Origin of the sequence: Pelagibius sp. 7325 (assembly GCF_037652055.1) — a bacterium.
Classification (GTDB): domain Bacteria; phylum Pseudomonadota; class Alphaproteobacteria; order Kiloniellales; family Kiloniellaceae; genus Pelagibius.
On sequence record NZ_JBBKAH010000008.1, the window covers coordinates 225,923 to 247,200 of the forward strand.

The 21,278-nt window shown below is 64.7% G+C and carries 16 protein-coding genes; 6 read left to right on the forward strand and 10 right to left on the reverse strand.

Annotated elements, in window-relative coordinates:
• Nucleotides 1–13: 13 nt before the first annotated feature.
• Nucleotides 14–1,132 carry a mannose-1-phosphate guanylyltransferase/mannose-6-phosphate isomerase gene (locus WDC82_RS18280; RefSeq protein WP_340118818.1) on the reverse strand — a complete coding sequence of 373 codons (1,119 nt, stop codon included), beginning with the start codon at nt 1,130–1,132 and terminating at the stop codon, nt 14–16.
• 210 nt (nt 1,133–1,342) lie between these two features.
• Nucleotides 1,343–1,972, reverse strand: coding sequence for an XrtA/PEP-CTERM system exopolysaccharide export protein (locus WDC82_RS18285; protein WP_340118819.1), 630 nt, complete (start codon nt 1,970–1,972; stop codon nt 1,343–1,345).
• Nucleotides 1,973–3,385: 1,413 nt separating this feature from the next.
• Between WDC82_RS18285 and galE the strand changes: the two genes are divergently transcribed.
• The 6 genes from galE (at nt 3,386) to WDC82_RS18315 (ending at nt 11,414) form a co-directional block, all read left to right on the forward strand.
• The gene (gene galE, locus WDC82_RS18290; protein ID WP_340118820.1) at nt 3,386–4,378 is read left to right on the forward strand and encodes a UDP-glucose 4-epimerase GalE; all 993 of its coding nucleotides are present in this window, start codon (nt 3,386–3,388) and stop codon (nt 4,376–4,378) included.
• Between the two features lie 290 nt (nt 4,379–4,668).
• Entirely contained in the window at nt 4,669–6,012 is a 1,344-nt protein-coding gene (locus WDC82_RS18295; protein WP_340118821.1) for a TIGR03013 family XrtA/PEP-CTERM system glycosyltransferase, read from the forward strand.
• A 37-nt stretch (nt 6,013–6,049) separates the two neighbouring features.
• Entirely contained in the window at nt 6,050–7,180 is a 1,131-nt protein-coding gene (locus WDC82_RS18300; protein WP_340118822.1) for a glycosyltransferase, read from the forward strand.
• Nucleotides 7,181–7,184: 4 nt separating this feature from the next.
• Complete coding sequence (locus tag WDC82_RS18305; protein WP_340118823.1) at nt 7,185–8,396, forward strand: glycosyltransferase family 4 protein; 1,212 nt, start codon at nt 7,185–7,187, stop codon at nt 8,394–8,396.
• Nucleotides 8,397–8,630: 234 nt separating this feature from the next.
• Nucleotides 8,631–10,286, forward strand: coding sequence for an XrtA system polysaccharide chain length determinant (locus tag WDC82_RS18310; protein WP_340118824.1), 1,656 nt, complete (start codon nt 8,631–8,633; stop codon nt 10,284–10,286).
• Nucleotides 10,287–10,304: 18 nt separating this feature from the next.
• Nucleotides 10,305–11,414, forward strand: a complete 1,110-nt coding sequence (locus tag WDC82_RS18315) for an XrtA-associated tyrosine autokinase (RefSeq protein ID WP_340118825.1) — start codon at nt 10,305–10,307, stop codon at nt 11,412–11,414.
• A gap of 54 nt (nt 11,415–11,468) precedes the next feature.
• Here WDC82_RS18315 and WDC82_RS18320 read toward each other — a convergent pair whose 3' ends face one another.
• The 8 genes from WDC82_RS18320 to WDC82_RS18355 all read right to left on the reverse strand — a co-directional run bounded on the left by WDC82_RS18320 (nt 11,469) and on the right by WDC82_RS18355 (nt 21,144).
• The gene (locus tag WDC82_RS18320) at nt 11,469–12,263 is read right to left on the reverse strand and encodes a YdcF family protein (RefSeq protein WP_340118826.1); all 795 of its coding nucleotides are present in this window, start codon (nt 12,261–12,263) and stop codon (nt 11,469–11,471) included.
• A gap of 40 nt (nt 12,264–12,303) precedes the next feature.
• A complete protein-coding gene (locus tag WDC82_RS18325) occupies nt 12,304–13,590 on the reverse strand; it encodes a nucleotide sugar dehydrogenase (protein WP_340118827.1) in 1,287 nt (428 codons plus the stop codon).
• Nucleotides 13,591–13,720: 130 nt separating this feature from the next.
• Nucleotides 13,721–15,655: an XrtA/PEP-CTERM system amidotransferase gene (locus WDC82_RS18330; protein WP_340118828.1), complete on the reverse strand. Its 1,935-nt coding sequence runs from the start codon at nt 15,653–15,655 to the stop codon at nt 13,721–13,723.
• 217 nt (nt 15,656–15,872) lie between these two features.
• Entirely contained in the window at nt 15,873–16,922 is a 1,050-nt protein-coding gene (locus tag WDC82_RS18335; protein WP_340118829.1) for a FemAB family XrtA/PEP-CTERM system-associated protein, read from the reverse strand.
• Entirely contained in the window at nt 16,877–17,788 is a 912-nt protein-coding gene (locus tag WDC82_RS18340; RefSeq protein ID WP_340118830.1) for an XrtA system polysaccharide deacetylase, read from the reverse strand. The genes WDC82_RS18335 and WDC82_RS18340 overlap by 46 nt, the downstream gene beginning before the upstream one ends.
• A gap of 100 nt (nt 17,789–17,888) precedes the next feature.
• Nucleotides 17,889–18,854: an XrtA/PEP-CTERM system-associated ATPase gene (locus WDC82_RS18345; protein WP_340118831.1), complete on the reverse strand. Its 966-nt coding sequence runs from the start codon at nt 18,852–18,854 to the stop codon at nt 17,889–17,891.
• 227 nt (nt 18,855–19,081) lie between these two features.
• Nucleotides 19,082–20,212, reverse strand: a complete 1,131-nt coding sequence (locus tag WDC82_RS18350; protein WP_340118832.1) for a nucleotidyltransferase family protein — start codon at nt 20,210–20,212, stop codon at nt 19,082–19,084.
• Nucleotides 20,209–21,144, reverse strand: a complete 936-nt coding sequence (locus WDC82_RS18355) for an HprK-related kinase A (RefSeq protein WP_340118833.1) — start codon at nt 21,142–21,144, stop codon at nt 20,209–20,211. The genes WDC82_RS18350 and WDC82_RS18355 overlap by 4 nt, the downstream gene beginning before the upstream one ends.
• Nucleotides 21,145–21,278 lie beyond the last annotated feature (134 nt).

The following is a 21,278-nucleotide window of genomic DNA, read 5'->3' on the forward strand; positions in this document are numbered from 1 at the left end:
GCGTCCCTCCGCGTCAATTGTCGCCGCCGGCGGAACGCTCAGCGACAAGGCAAGCATAGCGCGGATCTCCCGCCAGGACGTCGACCAGGGATCTGAGATCCTGGGAGCGATCCAACGGGCAGACCAGGATGGCGTCGTCCGACACGACCACGGCGATGCCGTCCAGACCGAGTGCTGCCACCGGCAGGGTGTCGCTGCGCAGATAGCTGTTCCGGCTGTCGACCGCCACGACCGCTCCCTCCACCAGGTTGCCGCTTGCGTCCTTCGCCGCGACCTGGTGGAGCGCCTCCCAGGAGCCGACGTCGGACCAGCCGATGTCGATCGGAACGACGGCGCCATCCGACGTGCGCTCCATCACCGCCTTGTCGAAGGGGATGCTCGGCTGGGCCTTGAAAGCGTCCTCATCGAGCCGCAGGAAGTCTTCGTCGGCCTTGGCGCCGGCCAGCGCGTCACGGCAGGCGCTCACAATGGCCGGCTCGTGACGCTCCATTTCTTCGACCAGGCGGCGCGCCGTGAGCAGAAACATGCCGCTGTTCCAGACATACCCGCCGCTTGCCAGGTAGCTTTGGGCCGTTGCGAGATCGGGCTTCTCGACGAAGCGGTCGATGGCGTGGCACCCGGGGCAGCCGGCCAGGGGCTCGCCCTGCCTGATGTAGCCGTATCCGGTCTCTGCATGCTGCGGACTGGCGCCGAAGGTGACGATGCGGCCCTGGAGGGCCGCCGGGGCAGCTAGGGCGATCGCCTCGGCAAGACCCTGCCGGTCCCGAACGGTGTGGTCCGACGGGGCCAGCAGCAGAAGGGCGTCGGGATTGTCGCCGGCCAGAAACAGCGCGGCCGTGGTGGCGGCCGCGGCGGTATTGCGCAGAGCCGGCTCCAGCACGATCGCCAGGGGCTTCACCTCCATCTGTTGCAGTTGCTCGGCGACAAGGAAGCGGTGGGAGCGGTTGCAGATCAACAGGGGCGGCGCGAAAACCTGCGGTGCCGCGAAGCGGTCGACGGTTTCCTGCAGCAGGGTCCGGTCGCCCACAAGGCGCACGAAGGGCTTGGGACGCCAGGGTCTGGAAAGAGGCCACAGCCGAACGCCGCTGCCGCCAGCGAGGATCACCGGCTGGATGAGGGACGAGGCGGCCATGTTCTCTTTCCGATCGCCGGAAGCGGGTTCCGGCCTGCGTAGGACGACGTGTCTGCTAAGCGGCGCGGCGGCCCGTCAGGCTGTCCGGAGCCTGTGCCGGCGATCCCGCCGCGCCAGGTCCGCAAACCTCAGGCGCAGACCGTCCGGCGCTGCGGGAAGGGCCGTGCTTGCTGAGTCGGCGCCGGTGAAACGTCGCGTCCGGCGACATGCTCAAAAGAAGGTTTCCGGGACGATAAGGATGTCGCCGGGCAGCAGAGCCACATTGGCGGAAATGTCCCCGTCTTCCAGGAGGTCGTCGAGGCGGACCCGATACTCCTGGATCGCGCCGTCCTGCGTGCGCACCAGTGTGGTGTTGTTGCCGTCGGCGAAATCGGTCAAACCGCCCGTTTGGATGATGACGTCGAGCACGGTCATGTTGGCGCGATAGGGAATGGCCTGGGGCTCCGAGGCCTCGCCGACAATGCGAACCTGCTGCGGGAACGTGCCGACGAAGCCGCCGACGATCACCGTGACCAGCGGGTCCTGGATGTAGACGGCGAGTTCCGTTTCGATCTCGCGGGAGAGGTCGCTGGGGGTCTTGCCCTCGACATAGAGATCTTCGATGAGCGGCACGGAAATGCGGCCGTCGGGCCGGACATTAACCGTGGTGGTCAGTTCCGCATTGCGCCAGACGAAAATGGTCAGAGAGTCGCCTGCACCGATCTGGTAGAGGGGAGGAGCCTCAGGCGCTTCAAACTGCGCTTCCGGGACCTCCGGTTTGGTGGAGCAGGCCGCCAAGCCTGCCGCGATCAGGACCGCACCAAACAATGAAGCGATCGACTTCGTCCCCCTGCCGGTCATGCCTTAGCCTCCCCCATGACAAATCGTGCTACGCACCTCTGAAGCAACCATAAATTGGAGTGATCACGACGACAAGCGCAGACCGCTGTGGCAGCGAGCCGGGCAGCGGCTCCGCCCGCCCTCGATTGGGACGCCGAAGCCTCGGCCGGACATTCCCGCTGCAGCTCGACGCCAGTCACCGAGGCGTAGGGGCTGGCCGCGAGGGCGCTGTCGGGCCGCGGCCTGTGATTGATTTGCGACGGAGACACACGGGGATCACAGTGGGACGGCAACCTATAGATAGGAAGGGCCGCTGTAATCAACCGGAGGCTAAAAACGGCAGCAGCCGGCGCGTCATCGCGACGCCGGCTGCACGAACGGCCGTTAAGAAGTTGTCCGCGCTCAGGGCAGGACGTACTCGATCAGGAACCAGTAACCGGAAATAGAGCCGACGACCAAAGTCGAAAGCGCCAGAACCGAGCGAATGCGCTGCACAGAAATCGGACGAAATGCGGCTGTTCTATAAATTTCATTCAATGACATCGTAACATCCCCCTCTTTGTCTTCTTGACAAAGTTGTGCATCGGAGGGAGCGCGCACCGTCGCCAGGGAAGCAATACTTCCCTACTACATGCAGCGGTGGAGATTAGTCTCTGCCTTGTAACCCGCGTCTACAGGCGCCTACACATTTTGATTAATTGCGTAATTCACCTGCTCCCGGGAAGAATGTTATTTTTATGCGTTGTATTTGTCAATCATCTGGTCTTGGCTATTCTTGGTTAAGCCTTTTGATCGAATACCTCTTTGAGGCGTGGTCTGGGCTACGCTTATCAACCTCTGCGGCGGCTCCCGAAAGCGGGTGATTAACCATCCGGAGCCTTACAAACCCTCAGTAAAAAGACCTTCCGATCGGTGATGAATCTCCGCCCGAGAAGCGGTTAGCGCTCCACCGGAGCGGGCGAGACTTCTTTGCAACGCTTACAAAAATTTTTTCTTACAGTCGGATTTCATTGAATAATCGATGGGGTGCCGGGGGCCTGGGACGCGGTGGGAGCGGCAATAAGAGACGCTAGAACCTGGCGACGCAGCTGTCTACCCCGGATTGATAGCGTGCGCGGCGGGGTCGCCCTGGAAGAGGATCCTGCCCCTCGCCCGTTTACCATTTAACCGCCCATCATTCTTAACCCCGGTCGAGGGGCGGAGCGGCGTGGCAAGCAACTGACAGTTGTGAGTGGGGGGGCTCGCACAGGCCCAGGCGGAGCCCGCCAGCGGGTTGGTTGAGGAAGATCTTCTCAATTTCTACCTGATTGCTGGAGGCGACTGCCGAGCCGGCAAAGCGGCACCGCCGTGCGTTTGCATTCTGTTTTTGCTTACGGCTCGTCTATAGAGTGTCGGGCAGGTGCTCGGGCCCTAAATCATCGGTTTCGTTGGACTATGACAGACAGACAAGTTCTCATCACCGGGGGCGCCGGCTATATCGGCAGCCATACCGTATTGGCCTGCCGGGATGCCGGTTACCCGGTCGTGGTTCTCGACAACCTCTCGAAAGGGCAGCGCCGGCTGGTGCCCGAAGACGTGCCCTTTTTTCAGGGGGATGTCGGTGACCCGAAGCTGCTGGCCGAGATCATCTCGCGACACGACATCGCGGCGGTGATCCATTTCGCCGCCGATGTGGTGGTCCCGGAATCGGTCGCCGCGCCGCTTTCCTACTACCTCAACAACACTTGCAAGACGCGTTCCCTGCTGCAGGCCTGTGTGGACCATGGGGTGGCGCAGATCGTGTTCTCGTCGACGGCGGCCGTATACGGCCAGCCCGAGGCGACGACGGTCGGCGAAGACGCTCCGACGCGCCCGGCAAATCCCTACGGCACCTCGAAGCTGATGTCGGAGTGGATGCTGCGCGACGCATCGGTCGCCCACGGCCTACGCCACGTTATTCTGCGCTATTTCAATGTGGCGGGGGCCGATCCGCAGGGGCGCACCGGCCAGGCCACCCCCGACGCCACGCACCTCATCAAGGTCGCCTGCGAGGCGGCCTGCGGCAAGCGCGGCGCCATCGAGATCTACGGCGACGACTACGATACCGCGGACGGCACCTGCGTCCGGGATTTCATCCATGTCAGCGACCTGGCGCGGGCCCATGTCAGTGCCTTGGAGCACCTGGGCAAGGGCGGCGACAGCCTGACGCTGAACTGCGGCTACGGCAGGGGCTATTCGGTTCGCGAGGTGCTGGAGGGGCTGGAGCGCTTGACCGGCAAGCCGCTGCCGGCGCGCCAGGCGGCCAGGCGGGCCGGCGATGTGGCGGCCCTGGTCGCCGATGCGTCCCGTCTGCGCGAGGTGCTTGGCTGGGTCCCGCAACATGACGACCTCGATTTTATCCTGAAGACGGCACTGCAGTGGGAACTCGCCACGGCGGCGGCGCGTTGATCGGGGGTTGATTGGCTTGGCCACGCGTTCAGCCACCGCTCGTCTTTTGGGCACGCAGCGGGGGCCGGTGGAGACATCCGTCCGCCCCTTTGATCGGCTGCTTTGCCGGCCCGGCTGAGGTAGTCTCCTGCCGGGAAGGTCCGCTGGGCGGATTATGATAATAGTGTAGACTCAAGTACTTGTGGTTCTTGAGTCCGAGGTTCATCTTAAGGCTGTATTGGGGCCGCATCTGGGCAGGGCGGATGTTTCTCAAGTTACCTCAGAACTACTTTGCGCGGCCGTTTGCTTTCTTGCTGATCGGTGAAGCGCTGGTTTTTCTCGCCGCGTTCTACGTGGCCCTGATTCTGCAATTGGGCCCGCCTCAGAACGTCGCCAGGCTGTTCGAGACGTACTTTTGGGACGGCCTGATCTTCTCTCTGGGCGGCGTCGGTTCCCTGTTTGCCATGGGGCTGTACCACGGCCGGAATTCGACGCGCTTCTACGACGTCTTCATGCGCACCATTCTCGGCTTCTGCCTGGCTTTCCTGGTGCTGTCCGTCATCGACTACATCTGGCCGACGCTCGCCCTGTGGCGCCGCACTCAGTTCTACGGCCTGCCGCTGTCGCTGCTGGGCGTCTTCACCCTGCGCTACCTCTTTCTGCGCCTGGTCGACAATGACGTCATCGCGCGGCGCATCCTGGTGCTCGGAACCGGGGACAATGCCGCTCAGATCGAAGCGCTGGAAGGATCGAGCGAGAGCTACGGCCTGAAGTGCGTGGCCTTTCTTGACGTGGAAGGCAACGCCGTCCACGTGACCCGCTCGCGCATCGTCCCCACCCCGAAGTCACTGCTGAAGCTCTGTACCGATGAGGAAGTGAGCGAAATCGTGGTGGCGGTACAGGAACGCCGCGGCATGATGCCGATCCAGCAACTGATGGACTGCAAGCTGTCCGGCATTCCGATCTACGACTTCATGACCTTTATGGAACGCGAGACCGGGCGCTGCGATCTCAGCGGCCTGCGGCCCAGCTGGTTTATCTTTGCGGAAGGCTTCACCGGCGGTTCGATCCAACAGGCGGTGAAGCGGGGCCTTGATGTGGTGCTGAGCCTGATCCTGGTGATCCTCACGCTGCCGATCATCGGGGCCACGGCCCTGGCGATCCGGGTCGAGAGCCCGGGGCCGGTGTTCTACCGGCAAGAGCGCGTCGGCCTGAACGGCGTGGTTTTCAAGATCATCAAGTTCCGCAGCATGACGGTAAACGCCGAGGCCGACGGCAATGCGGTCTGGGCCGCGCGCAACGATCCGCGCATCACCGCCGTGGGACGCATCATCCGCAAGTTCCGCATCGACGAACTGCCGCAGATCATCAATGTGCTGAAAGGCGAGATGAGCTTCGTCGGGCCGCGGCCCGAGCGGCCCGAGTTCGTTGCCGAGTTGACCAGCCGCGTCGGGTACTACAGCGAACGGCACCGCGTGAAGCCGGGCATCACGGGTTGGGCCCAGCTTCACTACATCTACAGCGACTCCATCGAGGGCGGGATCACCAAGCTGCAATACGATCTCTACTACGTGCGCCACTACAGCCTGTTGCTGGACCTGTTCATTGTCATCCAGACGGCCCGTGTCATCCTGTGGCCCAGCGGTGTGCGGTAAGGGGAGAGGCCGCGCCGCCCCCACTGGCAGAGACGCTATGAAATTCTCCGGACCGCAGGCGAAGCAGCGCCACCTCCTGCACGTCTTCGCCAGCTTCGGCTACGGCGGCGTGCCAATCCGCATCTGCGACGTGATCAACGGGCTGCCGGCGGGCTTCCGTCACACAGTCGTCACTCTGGACGGCTGCTTTGATGCCGGCAAACGCTTGGCGCCGCATACGGAGGTCGCGTTCCGCACCTTGACGCTGCCGCGCTACAACCTGCTGCGCAGCATGGCTCTGCTGCGCACGCTGGTGCGGCAGGAGACGCCGCAGCTGATGCTGACCTATAACTGGGGCGCTATCGAGCCGGCCCTGGCGAACCGCTTTCTCGAGACCTGTGCGCACATCCACTTCGAAAGCGGCTTCGGCGTGGAGGAGGGAAACGGCCAGTTGTGGCGGCGCAATATCTTCCGACGTGTCGCACTCGCCCGCGTGCGCAAGGTCGTGGTGCCGTCGTTCACGCTGATGAATATCGCTGCCGAGGCCTGGTCGGTGCCAGCCGAGCGCCTGCAGCAGATCCCCAACGGTGTCGACCTCGTGCGCTACGGCGCCGAGCCGGGCAGACGGGAGGGCGTGGAAGCGCTGGGCCTCGATCCCGCAACGACCATCATCGGGACGGTCGCGCCGCTGCGGGCGGAGAAAAACGTCGCCCGGCTGCTGCGCGCCTTTGCGGCCCTGCCCGGGCGCGAGTCCTGCAGCCTGGTCATCGCGGGCGACGGCGCCGAGCGCGGCAGCCTGGAACGCCTGGCGGTGGAACTGGGGATTGCAGGCCGCAGCCGGTTCCTCGGGCATGTCGAGGATGTGCCGGCGGTTCTGCGCGCCCTCGACATCTTCGCCTTGTCGTCGGACACCGAGCAGATGCCGAACAGCCTGCTGCAGGCGATGGCCGCGGGGCGTCCGGTGGCCGCGGTCGATGTCGGCGACGTCGCCCGCATCGTGGCCGGGGACAACCGCGCGCTGGTGGTGCCGCGGGACGCCGAGGGTGCGTTGACGGCAGCCCTGGCGGCGCTGGCGGGCGATGCGGACCGGCGGCGGGCGCTGGGCGCTGCGAACCGCGAAAGGGCGGCGGCCCACTATAGCCTCGACGGCATGATCGCCGCCTACGCCGCGCTCTTTGCTGAAGGATAGGGCGATGGCGACCGCCCCCTTCGATGCGCCCCTCCGCATCCTGACCTTCACGACGCTCTATCCGAACGCCGCCAAGCCGCAGCATGGCGTCTTTGTGGAAAACCGGCTGCGCCATCTCGTCGCTTCGGGCGAGGTCTCGGCGCGGGTGCTGGCCCCGATACCGTATTTTCCCTTCACGTCTGGGCGCTTCGGGACCTATGCGGTCTTTGCGCGGGCCCCGCGCCACGAAGAGCGCCACGGGATCGCAATCGATCATCCGCGCTATCCGACGATCCCCAAGGTCGGGATGAGCCTGGCGCCCTGGCTGCTTTACACAGCCGCACGGCGGGCCCTGGGCAACCTCCTGAGGGCGGGGCAGCGCTTCGACCTGATCGACGCCCACTACTTCTACCCCGACGGCGTCGCCGCGGTCATGCTGGGGCAGGCCTTCGGCCTGCCGGTGGTCATCACCGCCCGCGGGACCGATATTAACCTAATTCCCGATTATGCCATCCCGCGCCGGCTTATCATAAGTGCCGCGCGGCGGGCGGCGGGCGTGATCTCGGTCAGCCGGGCCCTGGCCGGACGCATGGCCGATCTGGGCATCGATCCGGGCCACATCACGGTGCTGCGCAACGGCGTCGATACGGCGCTTTTTCAGCCGGTGCCCCCCCATGCCCCGGGCGGGGAGGCCCCGCCCGGACCCCTGGCGATCTCCGTCGGCAATCTGGTGCCGCTGAAGGGCCACGACCTGGCGATCCGCGCGGTGGCGGACATTCCGGGGCTGCATCTGTGGATCGTCGGAGACGGGCCGGAGCGCGCGCGCCTGGCGGCTTTGGCGGGCGAGCTGGGTGTCACGCAGCGGGTGCGTTTTCTTGGCGTCGTGCCGCATGCCGAGATGCCGGCGGTCTACTCCGCCGCGGACCTGCTGATCCTGGCGTCGGAGCGTGAAGGCTGGCCCAACGTTCTGCTGGAGGCGATGGCCTGCGGGGCCCAGGTGGTGGCGACCAGGGTTTCGGATGTGACGGACATGGTTAACACCCCCGCCGCCGGGGCGTGGATCGAGGAGCGCAGCGCCGCGGCGCTCGGTCGGGCGATCCGCAGCCTGCTGGAGACCCCGCTGCCGCGCGCCGCCACCCGGGCCCATGCCCTGGCCTTCTCCTGGGAAGAAACCACCCGTGGACAGGTCGCGCTCTTTAGAGAAGTCTTGCGCCGGCGCGGCGCAGATGGTCGTTAGACGCGGAGCGCGCTTTTGATTATGAATTGAGAGCTTGAATTGGGAGCACCGTACGGTGAACCTCTTATCAGGTGCCGCTGAGGCCGCAGGGTGGCGGTGCAGCGGCGGACATAAAATTTGGGATAAATCCCATATATATTAATATTTTATAGGTAGAGACTAAGGTATGGTCTCAGTGATTCTTGGGGCCGCGCGACGGAGCAACGCGCGCACCAATGGCGGGAGCCGAACAGCGTGACAGAGATCTTCCAACTCTTCTTTCACTATGTGAATGCGCTTTGGAAGCGCCGTTGGGTGATTGTGGCGGTGGCCTGGGCCGTGGCGATCCCGGGTTGGCTGATGGTGGCCTCGATGCCCAGCGTCTATGAGTCGTCGAGCCGCATCTATGTGGACACGACCAGCGTGCTGCAGCCGCTGCTGCGCGGTATCGCGGTTCAGAGCAATCTGGACGCGCAGGTGCAGCTGATGAAGCAGACCCTGCTGAGCCGCCCCAACCTGCTGGAAGTTGCCCGCAAGACCGACTACGACCTCGCGGCACGCGGGCCCGCCGAAATGGAGGGGCTGCTGAACAGCCTGCAGTCGCGGACCACGGTCGCCTCGAACCGCGAGGACATTTTCTGGATTTCCTTCACGGACAAGAATCCGCAGCGCGCGCGGGACGTGGTGCAGGCGCTGCTGACGATCTTCGTGGAGAGCAATCTCGGCCAGAGCCGGCAGGACCTGGATACCGCTGAGGAGTTCATCGACCAGCAGATCTCCGACTACGAGACCCGGCTGGAACAGGCCGAAGACCGCCTCGCCGACTTCAAGCAGAAGAACATCGACGTCGTGCTGGGGGAGGGCAGCTACCTGTCCCGCGCCACGTCGGCCAATGAGATGATGCAGTCGCTGGAAGAAGACCTCAGTGTCGCGATCGCCCAGCGCGACCTGCTGCGTTCCGAGTTGCAGGATATCCCCGAATACCTGCCGGCGGCACTGACCAATACCGGGCCGCCGGATGATACGCAGTATCGGATCGTCGAGCTGGAGGCCCAGCTGCGCCAGCTGCTGTCGCAGTACACCGACAAGCATCCCGACGTGGTCACCTTGCAGCGCCAGCTCGACGGCCTGCTCGAAAAGCAGCGCAAGAGCCAGGAGGCCCAGGCCGACGGTACGGCCCCGCCGATCGCCCAGACTGCGGCTTCGGACCTGGGCTCGCCGAACCCGGTCTACGGCCAGATCAAGCTGCAGCTGATCCAGATCGAGACGCAGATCGAGAATCTGCGGCGCCGCGCGGCCACGGCGCGCGCGGAAGCCGAGGCGCTGGCTTCGAAAGCCGAGGAAGTGCCGCGGATCGAAGCCGAGTTCCAGCGGCTGAACCGCGACTACGACATCATCAAGGCGCGCCACGACGAATTGCTGTCGCGGCGTGAATCCGCCCGCATGTCCAGGAACCGCGATGCGGTGGGCCAGGAAGTGCAGTACCGCCTGATCGAGCCGCCGATCGTTCCGAGCAAGCCGACCGGCCCCAACCGGCCGCTTTTCCTCACCGCGGTCCTGATCCTGGCCGCGGCGGCCGGCGCGGGCTTCGCCCTGCTGTTGGTGATCCTCGACACCAGTTTCTCGACGGCGGTGGAGCTGCGCAACTTCGCCGGCATTCCGGTGCTCGGCTCCGTAACAGACACCCGGAAAAGAACGGCGCGACGTTTCGTCGACACCGCCGCTCTTGGCGGTGCCGTGGCGGGCCTCGTTATGGTCTTCGGCCTGCTGCTGGTCATCGAGCGGCAATACGGTCTGGATACCTTTGTGGCAGCTGACATGGGCGGAAACATCTTCGAGCGGGGCTCTCAGGTGCTGATTGAGAGCGCGACGAATTTGCTGACCTGGCTGCGCGGTCTGGTCGAACCCTAGAACTGGCGAACAGAAGATATGGACGATAAATCGGATACTTCTGGGGGTTCCCAGCGCCCGACGCGAACCTCGCTGGTGGAGCGTGCCGCCGAGCGTATCGTGATCAGTAGCCGCAACGCCGCTCAGCAGACGCCGCGCCCGGTCCTGCAGCCGGCGCCGCCGCCTGCAGCCGGCGAGAGCGTGCTGGAACACGCCCTGGAGGTGGCGCCCGCGCCGCGGCCAGACGCCGCCCCTGCCGCGCAGGAGGCCGATGATGCGATCGCGCTTGCGCCTCTGGCCGGCACTCCGGCGGCGACCGAGGCCGCCGCCGAAGCCGAGGCTCCGGCGCAAAGTGCCGATCCGGATCGGCGGTCCAAGCAGGTCACGATCGACATTCCCAACCTCATATCGCGCGGCATCATCACGCCGCAGACCAAGCGCAACCGCACCGTCGAGGAATTCCGGCTGATCAAGCGCATGCTGCTCAGCCGCCGCTGGGACGAGGGGGATGCTCCCGGCAACACCATCGTCGTGACGAGTGCCCTGCCTTCCGAGGGAAAGACGACGACGGCGATCAATCTCGCCATGTCGATCGCCGCCGAGGAGGATCTTCGGGTGCTGCTGGTCGATGCCGACTTCATCAAGCCTGACGCCTTGCGCCAGTTGGGCGTGTCGGCATCAAAGGGGCTGATCGACGTGCTGCAGGACCCGCGGATGGACATCTCCGACGTCATGCTGCGGACCAACATCGACAAGCTGTCGCTCATCCCGTCCGGCCAGCTCCACGAGCGTTGCACCGAGCTGCTGGCCAGCGCGCGCATGGACGAGGTCATTACCGAATTGGCGCACCGCTACGAAGACCGCATCCTGATCTTCGACTCGCCGCCGGTGCTGGTCACCACGGAATCGGTCGCGCTTGCCTCCCACATGGGGCAGGTCATGTTCGTGGTCCAGGCAGGACGCACCAAGCGTGAGTCGGTGATGAGTGCATTGGAACTGATCGGCGACCGGCCGGGGCTGGGACTGGTGCTGAATCGCACCACGGCCCGCCTGGGCAACATGGAGTTCGGCTCCTACTACGGCTCGTACGGTTACGGCTACGGCTACGGCGCCGACCGCGCGGAGAGCGTCGACCAGAAGGGGGCCTGAGGCCAGGACTTCCCGACGCACCTCGCCGGTACGGGCATATCGGCGACGGATCTGCTATCCCCGAAGCCGGTACCAGGCCAGGCCCAGCCATTCATGCACGGCGTAGAACGTTGCCAGCAGCGCCTTGGCTGACGGCACGAAGTCCTGCGGCTCGATCGTCGAGCGGGACTCGAAACGGGTCGGGGCCGGGATCACCTCCAGCCCGGCCTCCTCAAAGGCAAAGAGCGCGCGCGGCATGTGCCAGGCATGGGTGACCAGGTAGATGCGCTCGATCCCCTCTGCCCGAAGCTTCTCCGCGGAGAGCAGGGCATTGGTCCGGGTGTTGTCGGAGCGGTCTTCAATCCAGCGCACCGGAACCCCGAAATCGCGATTCATGGTGTTTGCCATGACGTCGGCCAGGCTGCCCTGGCTCGCCAGGCTCGAGGGATCCGCCGGGCCGCCGCTGACCAGTACCGGCTTGCCGGTCGCCCTGGCGAGGTAAGCGGCGTACTGGAGACGCTGCAGGGTGAGCGCGCCGGCGACATCCAGATTGGACGCGCCGGCCCCTGCAGCCCCGCCTTCCGGCGCGGCATACTCCGGTGCGGCAAAATAGATGCCGGCGCCCACCACGACGATTGCATCGGCCCGCTGATCGGCGGCCTGAAGGTCGACCGGCGGGAAGGGCTGGAGCGGCGCCATCAGTTCGCCCGCCACGAAGGGCGTCGTGGCCAGGTAGACCACGACGAGCAAACCCCACAGAAGCGCGCGTCCGAGCTTGGGCCAGCGGCGCTTGGCCAGCAGGCCGATGAAGAACAGGACGAAAAAGCAGGCCGGCGGCAGGACCAGGGTCTTTACGAGAGTGTAGAGCAAGGCCGCCTCCTTCAGCCCGGCCGGGCTGCGTCAAGCCGTGCTACAGGCTCCAGTAGGTGATCGAGTCCGGCAGCTTGCTGGGGTCGAGCGCCGACTTCACATCGACCAGCACGCCCCCCTTCACCAGCCGCTTCGCCGGGCTGGGGTTCATCCCCTCCATGATCTGGCGGTGCGGGACGCAGAGGATCATCGCGTTGAGGCCGGCGATGGCCTCTGCGGAAACCAGCTTGATGCCGAATTCCTCTTCGGCTTCTTCGGGATCGACCATGGGATCGTAGACCATTGGCTCGATGCCATACTGGCGCAGTTCATCGATGATATCCGGTACCCGGCTGTTGCGCAGGTCGCGGACATTCTCTTTGAATGCCAGTCCCAGGATGCCGACTTTGACCGAACCGTTGAGGGCCCCGCTCTGCCCGAGCATCTTGACGACACGGCCGGCGACGAAAGCGCCCATGCCGTCGTTGATGCGCCGGCCGGAGAGGATGACTTCGGGGTTGTAGCCGACCTCTTGAGCCTTGGCGGTGAGGTAGTAGGGGTCGACGCCGATGCAGTGGCCGCCGACTAGGCCCGGCGAAAAATGCAGGAAGTTCCACTTGGTGCCGGCGGCAGCCAGCACGTCGCGCGTCGGGATGGCCATACGCTCGAAGATGATGGCCAACTCGTTCATCAGTGCGATGTTGAGGTCGCGCTGCGTGTTCTCGATCACCTTGGCGGCCTCGGCGACCTTGATGGACGAGGCGCGGTGGACGCCTGCCGAGGTTACGGAACCGTAGATGTCAGCCACGCGGTCGAGAGACTCGGCATCCTGTGCCGAGACCACCTTGACGATGCGCTCCAGCACGTGCTCCCGGTCGCCGGGGTTGATCCGCTCCGGCGAGTAGGCCAGCTTGAAATCCTTGCCCAGGACAAGCCCGGAGACCTCGCTCATCAGCGGGCCGCAAACGTCCTCGGTCACGCCGGGATACACGGTCGATTCCAGCGCGACGATGGCACCCTTCTCGAGATAGCCGGCGATGGTGCGGCAGGCACTCCGGACGGCGCCGAGGTCCGGCTGGTGATTCTTGTCCACCGGCGTGGGGACGGTGACGGCAAAGAAGGTGCGATTGCGCAGGCATTCGGGATCCGAAGAAACCTTCAGGCGGGAAGCCTTCAGCACCTCGGACTCGATTTCGCCCGTCCAATCGTCACCGCCGGCCAGGCTGTCGACGCGCTTCTTGTTCACGTCGAAGCCGACGACGTCCTCGAAATGATTCGCCAGGGCGACCGCCAGAGGGAGTCCCACATAGCCCAAACCGATAACAGCAATTCTCTCGTTGTTCTTCATACTCGCCTCTCCGAGGGCACTAGCAGTTCATCGTCACGTTCCGCCGGCGTCGCGGTACTGCGGATCGCAGGGCCGTGCGCCGACGACGGTTTTTTGTCAAGTAAGCTGGGTCGCTGTCCGCCTCTGGCTTTCAGGTGCCTGTCGCGCGCGCGGGAACGCGAGATGCGACCGCTGCGAGATGGACGTTGCTGAGGAAGGACTCAAACATGAGAAGGGCCCAGATCGGCACGCTGTGGTCGCTGATGCCGGTGGCGTGCTCGTCGAGCAGCCGTTCGATGAAGCCCATGTCGAAGAGACCGACCTGGTCCAGCGCACCGTTCAGCAGCCGACGACGGACGACCTCGCGCAGCGGACCCCGGAACCAGGTGGCCAAGGGGATGCTGAATCCCATCTTTTCGCGGTAGAGGATGTCGTGGGGGAGACGCTCTTCCATCGCTTTCTTCAGAAGATACTTGCCTTCGCGCGCCCGCAGCCGGAATGCCGGCGGCAGGGTGGCGGCCCATTCCAGCAGCTTGTGATCGAGCAGGGGCACTCGCACCTCAAGGGACGTCGCCATGCTCGCGCGGTCAACCTTGGTCAGGATGTCGCCGGGCAGATAGGTCTTCATGTCGGCATACTGCACCCGGTCGAGGTGATGCTCGACCGGCGCATCCTTCAGGGTATCCTCCAGGACGCTGCGCGCGTGGTAGCCCTGCAGTTCCCGCTGCATGCGCGGGGAGTAGAGGCGCTGGCGCAAGGCGTCGCTGAGGATCGATACGCTGTGGAAGTAGCCCTCCACGCTTTCGCGCGCCAGAGCCTGAAAGGTCGTCTTGGCGCGGAAGGAGCGGGGAGCCCAGTCCATCTTGGGATAGATCCGGCCCAGCAGGGAGAACACCGGCTGGCGCAGCGGGCCCGGCAAGGTGCCGCGCACCATTTCCTCGTAATGATGCCAGCGGTAGCGCCGGTATCCGGCGAAAGCCTCGTCGCCGCCGTCGCCGGAGAGCGCGACCGTCACGCTTTCCCGGGCGAGCCGGCAGACCTGGTAGGTCGGCATGGCCGAACTGTCGGCAAAAGGTTCGTCGTAGAACTTCGACATATCCTCGATTAGATCGAAGGAGTCGGCGGCCACCTGGCGGCTGCGGTGGTCGGTATTCAGATGCTTGGCCACCTGCTCGGCATAGATCGCTTCGTCGAAGTCGGGCACGTCGAAGCCGATGGAGCAGGTGTTCACGGGGCCGGAGGAGTGCTCCGCCATCATGCTGACCACGCTGCTGGAATCCACGCCGCCGGAGAGGAAGGCGCCGAGCGGAACATCCGCCATCAGACGGATCTTTACCGCCTCGCTCATCCTTTCGCGCAGCTCGACGCAGGCGTCCGCTTCCTTCATACGGTTGTCGGCCTGGAAGCAGATCTCCCAATAGCGCTGCGGGGCCGGCTGCGGCTTGCCGCGCTGCCACACCAAGGTATGGGCCGGCGGCAGCTTGTGGACGCTGCGATAAATCGTCCGAGGGTCGGGGACATAGCCGAAGGCGAAGTACTCTTCGATCCCCTGGATATCGAACTCGCGCTCCAGGACCGGGTCGCACAACAGCGCTTTCATCTCGGAGCCGAATATCAGGCGTCCATCCGGCAGGGCCGCGTAGTAGAGCGGCTTGATCCCCAGCCGGTCACGGGCCAGGAACAGCGTCTCGCTGTTGCCGTCCCACAGCGCGAAGGCGAACATGCCGCGGAAACGCTGGACGCAGTCCGCGCCCCATTCTTCCCAGGCGTGAACGATCACTTCGGTGTCGCAGACGCTGTGAAAGCGGTGGCCGCGTTCGCGCAGTTCCTGCGCCAGTTCCTGGAAATTGTAGATTTCGCCGTTGTAGATAACGGCAACGGTCCCATCCTCGTTGAACATCGGCTGGCTGCCGCCGGCCAGATCGATGATGGAAAGCCGCCGGTGGCCAAGACCGATGCCTTCTTCGAGGTGCAGGTCGTCGCCGTCCGGGCCCCGGTGGGCGAGGCTGTCGTTCATCGCCGAGAGCAGGTCGCGGTCGACCGGCCGCCTGCCTGTCGTGTCGAAAATTCCTACCAGACCACACATGGTATACGGTATCCGATCAAGCGATCCCCGGGCCGGCCACGGCACGGAAAACGACGGGGTTGGCGACGGTGAGGCGGCCGCAGCGGCCACCGCCGGCCGGGGCGGAAACCGGCCGTTGCGGTCCACATCCTCCAGCATTTTGGGGCGAACGGCAATGCCTGGCGCCCGCCGTCCGGGCGTCGCCGTTAACCATTTCCATCGAGGGCGCGGGACGCATTCAGGCGAGTTCCCGGGCAATGAGGGGGCCAAGGGTGTTGGCGACCACCAGCGGCAGCCGTTTCCAGGTCGCGACCATAAGGGCGTACTTGGGATTCAAGGGGTTGATCTCCGGCACCTCGTCGAGGCGGAGCAGGAAGTGCTCGTAGTGCAGAGGCTCAGGCTCAAAGCCCCAGTGCTTCTTGAAGGCGAAGGAACCGGTGCCCACCTTGCTGCGGCCGAAGTCGAAGAGGTGCAGGCCCTGCTCACAGGCCCGGCGCATCACCTCCCAGTACATGAAATCGTTAGCCGCATAGCTGCGCGCCGCAGCGCTGCCGCCGCCGTAGTAGGGCAGCACCTCGTCGCGAAAGAAGAAGGAGATGACGCTGGACAGCGGCTGGCCGTCCTTCACGATGGTGACCACCTCGCTCGCGTTGGCGAAGATCGACTTCAGACACTCGAAATAGCGCCGGCCGACCACCGGCGTTCCGAGGTTCCGCAGGCTCTCGGCATAGAGCGGATAGAGGCGATCGACACCGGCGTCGACATCGCTCGCCAAACCTTCCTTGATTCCCTTGCGCACCATGGCGCGCTGTTTGCGCGGGATCGCCAGCATCGCCTTTTCCGGATCGGCCTCGATGGTCTTGCGGAACGTGACGTAGGTTTCGCTGTTGCAGGGCCAATCCGGATGCAGCGGCGCGCGCAGGCGATATTCGATACGCTCGACGCCGAGTTCGCGGGCCAGGGCGATCGCAGCCTGATCCAGAGCCGCGAGGGCCGCCGGGGTTGCCGCAAGCGGGCCGCCGTAGACGCAAAATCCGTTCGAGAAAAGGCTGTTGCCGAAAATCCTGCCGCGCACGTGGGTGAGCGGCAGAACGCCGACGATCTCGCCGCCCTGGCGCGCTCTCAGATAGTGGCAGCGATGTCCGAAGCTTTCTTCAATGACGGCTTTCCAGCCGGAGAGGTGGAAGAAAGTTCCTTCCGGCCGTCCCTCGACAAAACGATCCCAATCTGCGTCGGCCCCGTCTAGGAGGCTATCGACTTGGATACTATCGCAGGTATCTCGCGGCATTCTTGATCGAGTTCGTTGGACAGGAACACGCGGTCCATCCGGTCCCAGCGGAAGTCTTTCACCAGGGACCGAAGGCGCTTTTCCATGAGGCTCAGGTTGATGTAGTGCCGGAAGCGGGAGCGAAAGGAGGCGTCCTCGAAACGCGGCTGGTCCGGGTCGACTTCCCAGGGATGGAAATAGAAGATGGCTGGCCGGCGCTCCTGCTGCGAAATGCGGCGCAGCGCCCACCGCGACACCCCGTATGGCAGCAGCCGGAAGTATCCGCCGCCGCCGCTGGGCAGGTTGCGATTGAACAGGTTCAGCGTGGTGATCGGCACTTCGACAAGGTCGTGCCGATCACTGGGGCGGAACGTGAAGCGCGAGGCTTCCGGCATGCCGTAGTGGTCGTGCTTGATCGGATAGACGCTGGAGCTGTAGGCGTAGCCTTCCTCGGCAAGGACGTCGAAAGCCCACAGGCAGCGGCTGTCGATGGAGAAGCTTGCGGCACGGTAGCCGCGAATTGGCTGGCCGCCGATGTCCTCGAGGATTGCCTTCGTCTTGCGGATGTCCAGACGGAAGTCGGCTGGCGACTGGGTGTGGATCTTTACGTGGTCGTAGCCGTGGCTGGCGAGTTCGTGGCCGCCGTCGACGATCCGCCGCACGACGCCGGGATAGCGCTCCGCGATCCAGCCCAGCGTGAAGAAGGTGGCCTTGACATCGTTGTCGGCAAAGATGCCGAGAATACGGTCCACATTGCGCTCGACGCGGCAGGGATAGCTGTCCCACTCGTGGCGCTGAACCTTGTCGGCGAAGGCAGCGACCTGGAAATAGTCCTCCACGTCGACGGTCATCGCCCCGGTGATGGCATCAGTACCGTGGCGCGTCATGGCTTCGCCCCTCGCTCTGGCCTTCGCGGTATCTGCTGACTTGTTCCGGTCATTGTTCACGCTTCTGCGTCCAGTCGGTGACCAAAAGGGTCACTGGCCGTCAGCCCTCCTTGTCGTGAGAGCCGCTGCGAAAATCAATGACCCGGTCGCGGTCCGCAGAGACATCTTCCTGGAGCTCGCCCGCTTGGTCGCCCTCGGACTCCACATCGAGTTGCACTTCCGCCGGCGGCTCTCCATCGAGGGAGAGTCCGGCGGCGTCGAGACGCATGTCGTCGACGACCATCTCGACGTCTTCGCGCGAGATGTCATGCTTCTCTTCGATGAAGGCATGCCAAAGCAGACGGTCGCAGAGGTTGTTGACGAGGCGGGGCACGCCGCGGGCCTCGCGATGGATGACGCGGAAGCAGTCATCCGCAAAGGTCGGATCCTTGTCCCAGCCCGCCGTCTTCAGCCGCGAGAAGATGTACTCGCGCGTCTCCGCTTCATTGAGCGGGGTGAGGTGATGAATGGCGACGATGCGCTGGCGCAGCTGTTCCAGGCCTTGCCCCGCCAGCTTGCGGCGGAATTCGGGCTGCCCGATCAGGAAGACCTGCAGGAGGGGTCGGCCCTTATGATAAATGTTGGAGAGCATGCGCAGCTCTTCGAGCGCAGAAACCGGCAGGCCCTGCGCTTCGTCGACGACAAGAATGGCGCGGACGTTCCGCCGGTGGGCATCCAGCAGGAAGGCCTCGATGTTGCGGAACACCGTCGCCTTGTCGGCGTGTTCCTGGCTGAGGCCGAAAGCCGAGGCGACCATGCGCAGGAAGCTCTCCGCCTCGAACTGCGTGCTCGCGATGGTCGCGGTGACGGCGTTGTTCTTGGGCAGGTTGTTCAGGAAGTAATCGATGAAGACCGTCTTGCCCGCGCCGATTTCGCCGGTGATGACGACGAAGCCTTCGCCCTTGCTCAGGCCGAAGCTGAGATAGGACAACGCCCGCCGCTGCGACTGGCTTCGAAAGTAGAAGCGCAGATCGGGCGTCAGATTGAAGGGGTACTCCTTCAATTTGAAGAATTCAGTGTAGTTCATCGGGATGCCTTCACCGCCACGTGCCTAGCGTTCCTGCCTTGGTCAATGTCGTGGGCCAGAACCGGTTCCTGCCGTGGGGGACAATCTACACGTTGGGTTCTGGATTGGCGATGCCAACTATCCAGAATAGCGAGGCAATGTACCCAATTATCATTCTCAGACTATATCTAGTTGAGGGCGCGGAGAGATGCCGCACCACTGGTAGCGTCCTGCGACGGCCATTAACCTTAACGGCGCAGCGGCAGGACGCGTGGCGGCTCCTCCTCCTCGGGAGGGCGGTGGAATGACTTGCGCAGCAGGTGGGGCACAAGAAGGCCTAGTGGCATACGCCGATAGTGCGCGCGAACGTAAAGGAGCCAGCGGGCGAATCCGGTGAGGGGTGTGTGGCAGCTGTGGTGGTCCGGCTGCAGGGCGCGCAGGAACAAAGCATCGTGCAGAACCCGTTTGCCGGGGGAGGGGCGCCAGCGTCGTCTCGCCTCGCGCATTGCCTCGGGGATCGGCTGCCCAAGGACGCGTTCGACGTACCTCAGGGTCAGATGGAGCGGCCCGGTAAGGCCCAGCTCTTCCGCGCGCGCCGGCAGGGCTTCCCAGAATCCCGGTTGGTTGCCGAAGTGCCGCAGCAGGTCTGAGAGGTCGAGCAGATCCCGTAGCCCGCGGTCGAATTCGCCCTCGCTGAAAAGATGGACGGCGGAGTGGAGAACCATGTCGGCAGGCGCCAGGATCCGCAGCCGGGCATCGTCGCCCAGCGGCTGGCTGGCCGCCGCCAGAAGGTCCGCTTCGACCGCATCGCGTGCCGTGATCTGGACGATGGTGTGGTGGACGTCGAGCACCGTGTTGCGCTTGTAGTGCTGTAGCGGTGGAATCTGATGCGTCCAGCGCCGGTAGTATTGCTGATCGTACTCGTCGAGCGCCGCCGAGCCCCAATCCGCCTCGATGAGGATGCGTTCAACCTCCTCGATCCGATGGCGCGGCACCATGAAATCGATGTCGCTGAACAGGCGCCCGCGCGCCGGCGGCAGGTCAGCCATCGCGTAGGCGGCGCCCTTTAGCAGCGTAACGGAAATGTCATGCTTCTCCAGAACGCGGCGAACGCAGGCGATCTCCCAGCGCACATCGCGCATGTGCTTCTGGGCAACCGTCCGGGCGGCCTCCAGGTGGTGGCGCGGACGGTCCGGAACGGCGTCGAGCAGGCCCATCTCGTCGAGCTGGAAGCAAAGCCGCGCAAGGATGCCCGCCCGCAGGGCTTGGCGGATGACGAGGTCCCACTGTTGCAGGCTGAGCGAGGCGAATGCGCCGGGCCGGCGCAACAAGGCCGGCAACAGGCTCCCTGTGCCTTCGGTGACCGGAAGCGTGGTCATGCCGAGGCCTGCTTGGCGGGGCGTGGCTGCGCCGCGAGCGCCGCGAAGACCGACTGCGCGTCCTGCAGATTGCTGTAGGTGAAGGTGTGGCAGGAGCAGCCCTCGACCAGCCGCGCAAGGACTTCGAAGCCGCGGCGGCCGTGTATGCTGTAGTTGAATGCGTTGCGGCCGAGCTCGATCAGGGTATCGGCCTTAGAGCGCGCTTCCAGAACCGCCTCTGCGCCTGCGGTGTAACGGGGAAAGATGACCCAGGCCGGTCGCGCGGTTTCGGCGATCCGCTCCTGGCTGTCGGTCGGGGCCTTCATCAGAGCGACCGTGCCCTTGGCCGTGTCGTCGGCGCGGGGGCCGATTGTGGCACCGGGGACCGCTTTGGCAATGATATCGATCGATTGGTTCTTCAGGCTGACGGGGCGGGCGAGGGGCGTGATGCGGCCGTCCTGCAGGGAGACGAGGGCGAGTTCGTCAGACAACAGGCGCCAGCCGTTGTGGACCAGGTAGGCCGTCAGAGTGCTTTTCCCCGACCCGGGCGGGCCGGGCAGGATGACCGCGCAGCCATTCTTCTCCAAGGCTGCCGCGTGAACGATCAGGAAGCGGTGCGCATAGATGCCGATGCACCAGTTGAGGCCCCATTCGAGCAGCGGGAGGGCCTGGTTCAGCGGCAGGGGCTTGAACGGAACAGCGCGGTCGACGTCGAAGAGGACCTGCGGCTTGTACCAGCGGCGCAGGCCGAGCGGCTGGGACAGAGCAATGTGGAAGTCGGCAAACGGCGCATCCGGGGCCACGGCATTGTCGGCATAGAGCAAGGCGATGCCGTCGACCACCGCGGGAATGCGGGTGCGGATGCGGCTGATGAAGGGGCCGGTATTGAGACACAGGCCGCCACTCGCGAGCCGGGCGCGGAGTTCGTCCCTGGACCAGGCGGAGAGTTTCACCGTCCGCTCCGGGTCATCCGGCTGAAGTGCCCTTGCGAGCGGTCGCGGCCGCGCGGCCGGCCAAGGCTCCTGCCTTGCGGAATTCTGCTGTTTTCACTGGATTGCAAGCGCCCACGCCGGAGTTTCGTTGCCCA